This window comes from Cryobacterium lactosi (assembly GCF_004403945.1).
Lineage (GTDB): Bacteria > Actinomycetota > Actinomycetes > Actinomycetales > Microbacteriaceae > Cryobacterium > Cryobacterium lactosi.
The window spans coordinates 1-4,050 of the sequence record NZ_SOHM01000043.1 but is presented as its reverse complement, the minus strand read 5'-3'; the positions used below and the strand labels follow the sequence as shown (position 1 = coordinate 4,050).

The window sequence follows — 4,050 nt, the reverse complement described above, 5'->3', positions numbered from 1 at the left end:
GTAGGGCTTTGTGCATGAAGTGATCTCTCTGCTAGATGACGGCTTACTGCTATGGCGTACATCGATGTAACGGCGGGGTTTTCGCCATCACGCTCAGCGCTTGGCGGTGGAGGGAAGGCGGGTCTACTTCATCCCGGTGGTGGCGATTCCTTCGATGAATCGACGCTGGACGAAGACGAACGCCACGATCATGGGCAGCAGGGCGAGTATCGCACCGGCCATGAGCATCCCGTAGTCGGAGCTGTGTTGGCCTTTGAACAAGGCCAGACCGGCAGGCAGGGTCTGCATTTGGGGATCGGTTGCTACAAGGAGGGGCCAGAGGAGATCGTTCCAGCTGGCCAAGAAGGTGAACATGGCAACTGTCAGGAGTGCTGGTCCAGCAAGCGGAAGCATGATTCGAGCAAAGATCCGCACCTCGCCAGCGCCGTCGATGCGAGCGGCATCCTCGAGGTCTTTCGGTAGGGAGAGGAAGAATTGGCGGAGGAAGAAGATACCGAACGCGTCTGCCACTCGAGGGATGACGAGTCCGTGGAAGGTGTTGATCCATCCGAAATCTGCCAGCAGCTCGTAGAGCGGAATGAAGGTGACTTGGATGGGGATCATCAGTGTGACGACGATCAGGATGAACACAACGTCGCGACCGGGGAAGTTGAATCGGGCTAGCGCGTACGCGGCCATGGAATCGAACAGGAGCGAGGCCAATGTCGTTCCGCCGGCGAAGATGATGGTGTTCAGTAGTTGTCGGTCGAAAGGGATGCGTTGCCAGACGTTGATGTAGTTGTCGAGCGTGAAAACCTGCGGAATAAGGCTGGTGGGGTTTCCAACCAAGTCACCCTGGGTGCGGAAGGAGGCGCTGACCATCCAGATCACCGGCAGCAGGATGAACAACGAAACCGCGACCAAGAGAATCACGATCAACACCGTGGGAACCCTGCTGGGTCGATCCGAGCGTGGTCGTCTGGCGACGGGCGGGTTTGCAGGCAGGGGGCGCTGCCGGGTTGCGCGAGGAGGAACGATGGTAGCCATCAGTACTGCACCGCTTTCTTGCGGAAGTAGCCAAGTTGAATCAGGCTGAAGACGAGGACGATGAGGACCAGAACCCAGGACACGGCGGAGGCATAGCCGAGGTCGTAGTCCTTGAAACCGGCGCTGTAAATGAGCATGACCAGAGTTTCGGTCTTGAAGAACGGCCCGCCCGAGGTCATGACGTACATCTGATCGAAGGCCTGGAACGAGAAGATCGCGGCGATGATGACCACGAACAGCGTCGTGTTGGCTAGGAGCGGCCAGGTGATGTTCGTGAATCGCCGGATGCCGGAGGCTCCGTCAATAGCGGCAGCCTCGTTGAGTTCACCCGGGATGGACTGCAGCCCGGCGAGATACATGACCATGAAGAACCCGGTGTTGCGCCAGATCCCGACGATCATCACGGCGGGCATGGCCCAAGCCGGATCGCGGACGCCGTTGCCGATCGGCAAACCGATTTCGCTGAGCCAGGCTGCGATGATGCCGACCTGTGGGTCCAGCATGAACGCCCAGGCAATGGAAATGATGCCGAGCGATGCGATGAATGGGAAGAAGATGACCGAGCGGAATAAGCCTCGGCCGGGTAGCTTGCGGTTCAGCAGCATGGCGAAGAGGAGCGCAAGCCCCACGGAGATTGGAGCCGTGACCACGGCGTAGAGCGCCGTGTTGCCGAGTGCGTTCCGGAAGCGGTCGTCGCCGATGAGCTGGGCGTAGTTGTCGAGGCCGACGAAGTTGCGTGGGCCGATGATGCGGGCGTTGGTGAACGATGTGACGAGCGAACTCACCATCGGCCAGAAGACGAAAACACCGAGCACGGCTAGCGCAGGAACAAGGAAGGCATACGCCACTCGGCTCCTGCGGCGCTCGAGGTTCGAGCGCCGCAGACGGCGTGCTGACGTAGGAACGGGACTGGCTTCGAGTGGGGGCGAGGTAACGATGAGCGTGTCCTTCTGTCTACGTCAGGTCTGTGTTCGCTACTGGGCGAGTTCCGAGTTGATCTGGTCGCTCGCGTCCTTCAANCGCTACTGGGCGAGTTCCGAGTTGATCTGGTCGCTCGCGTCCTTCAAAAGGTCTTCCACCGTGCCTTCGTTGTTCGTGACGCGCTGGAGCGTGGGGACCACGATGTTCGAGTCGATGTTGGCGTACTGCGTGAGACCACCGAGATAGAACTTTCCGTTGCCGGAATCCTGGAAGGCCTGCGACGTGGGGTTCGCAGCGAGATCCTCGACAGTGACATCGGTACGCGTGGGCGGGAATCCGGTCTCGACCGCGTAATAGGTGGATGCCTCCTTCGAGTTCCAGAAGGCGAAGAAGTCGTAAGTGCCCTGTCGCTCGGCATCGGTCGCATCCGCAGCGAGATGCATGTTGGAGCTCACCGCGGCCGCGAATTGGCCGTCGGAGCCTTCGGGCGTTGGGGCGACTCCGAAGTTGATTCCGGCTTCTTCGAAAGCAGCGGATGCCCACGGGCCGTTCATCAGCATCGCCGCGCGACCGGCGCCGAAGAGCGAATCCCCATCGACTCCGTTCAGCCCGACGGGCGAGATGTGCTGTTTCTGGATCAAGTCGTTCCACTTGGTCATCGTCGCGACTGATTCCTTGGACGCGAAGATCGATTCGGTCTTGTCGTCGCTGACGAATCCACCGCCATCGGCCCAAAGGAGAACACCCCAGCTGCTGGTCGCTTCGCGGTCGGGGATCGCGATGCCGTAGGTGTTGGTCGTCTCTGCGCCTTCTTGGTACTTGGTCAGGGCAACCGCATCCTCGGCCATCTCTTCCATGGTGGCGGGCGGGCCATCGATGCCAGCGGCAGCGAAGAGGTCTTTGTTCCAATACAGCATCGTGTTGGTCGCGATCATCGGAGAGCCGTAGATCTCACCGTCGAGAGTGGTTGCGTCCAAGCTCGCCTGGGGAAGGGTGTCTGGGTCGATCGCACCGCTGTCGTAGAAATCATCGATGGGGGAAATAACGCCAAGCTCGGCATACTGGGGGAACTGTGAAGCATCCAAGGCGGCGATCGTGGGGCCTTCTCCGGCCGACATCGCCGGGAGCAATTTCTGAGAGTAGACATCGAACGGCTGAATCGTCATATCGACGGAAACGTCGTCCTGGGACTCGTTGAAGTCCTCGACGATCTTCTCAACAACAGTGCGGTCGGGACCGGTATAGCTGTTCCAAAAAGTAATGGTGACGGGGTCGCCATCCGCGGACTTTGGCTGCGTTGCGGTGCAGCCAGATAAGACGAGAGCGGCGGTGGCGGCGGTTGCCGCAAAAAAGAGGGCTTTACGGTGCATTGTTGTGGCTCGCTTTCTGACTTCTTTGTCGTGCGTCGGGTCGCCTCGATTGAGAGGCTCATCGGTGCCGGGAATGTTACATCGATGTAACAGAACGGTATTACATGGATGTAATAGGTGTCAAGTGGCCGCCGAAAAGTCGTTAACCGGAGGATTCGCGCCTGATTAGCTCGTACTTCGCGAGGAGCTGGCGGGGCTCCTTTTTTCCGCCGATCTGATCAACGAGGAACTGCACGGCTGACTCGGCAATTTGCGAGCGGCCCGGATCGATAGTGGTGAGACTAGGGACCGAGTACGCCGATTCGTCGAGGTTGTCGAAGCCGACTATCGCCACATCGACTGGAACCCGGACGCCGACTTCCTGCAGGACGCGCATAGCGCCGAGGGCCAGGGCGTCGTTGAACGCGAATATCGCATCGAACTTGGCACCGCGATCAATCAATTCGCGCGCCGCTTTCGCGCCATTTGCTCGGTGCCATGGGTCGGCATTGACAACCAGTTGAGGGTCAAAGCCGATCTTGTGCCCCTGCAGCGCTGATAGGTATCCCTCTAGGCGCATTCGGGCTGAAGCGTCCTCGCCGCTGTCATGGGCTCCAATGACGGCGATCCGGCGCCGGCCCCCTGCAAGCAAGTGCCGTGTAGCCGCTTGAGATGCTGCGACCTGGTCAACGGTGATGTGGTCCGTAGGGCCCTTCGTAACCTGGTCTCCGAGAAGGACGAGGGGCACCGACAG

General features: G+C 59.8%; 4 protein-coding genes. All 4 read right to left on the bottom strand.

Annotation, left to right across the window (positions count from 1 at the left end):
- Window positions 1–123: 123 nt before the first annotated feature.
- On the bottom strand, window positions 124–1,026 hold the full coding sequence (locus E3T61_RS20070) for a carbohydrate ABC transporter permease (protein WP_134642613.1): 903 nt from the start codon (window positions 1,024–1,026) through the stop codon (window positions 124–126).
- Window positions 1,026–1,874, bottom strand: coding sequence for a carbohydrate ABC transporter permease (locus E3T61_RS20065; protein WP_134642612.1), 849 nt, complete (start codon window positions 1,872–1,874; stop codon window positions 1,026–1,028). Before E3T61_RS20065 ends, E3T61_RS20070 begins: the two co-directional genes overlap by 1 nt.
- A 174-nt stretch (window positions 1,875–2,048) precedes the next feature.
- Window positions 2,049–3,317 carry an ABC transporter substrate-binding protein gene (locus tag E3T61_RS20060; protein ID WP_134642611.1) on the bottom strand — a complete coding sequence of 423 codons (1,269 nt, stop codon included), beginning with the start codon at window positions 3,315–3,317 and terminating at the stop codon, window positions 2,049–2,051.
- A gap of 142 nt (window positions 3,318–3,459) precedes the next feature.
- Window positions 3,460–4,050 (bottom strand): LacI family DNA-binding transcriptional regulator (locus E3T61_RS20055; RefSeq protein ID WP_166793330.1); only part of this gene is annotated, 591 nt, incomplete at its 5' end.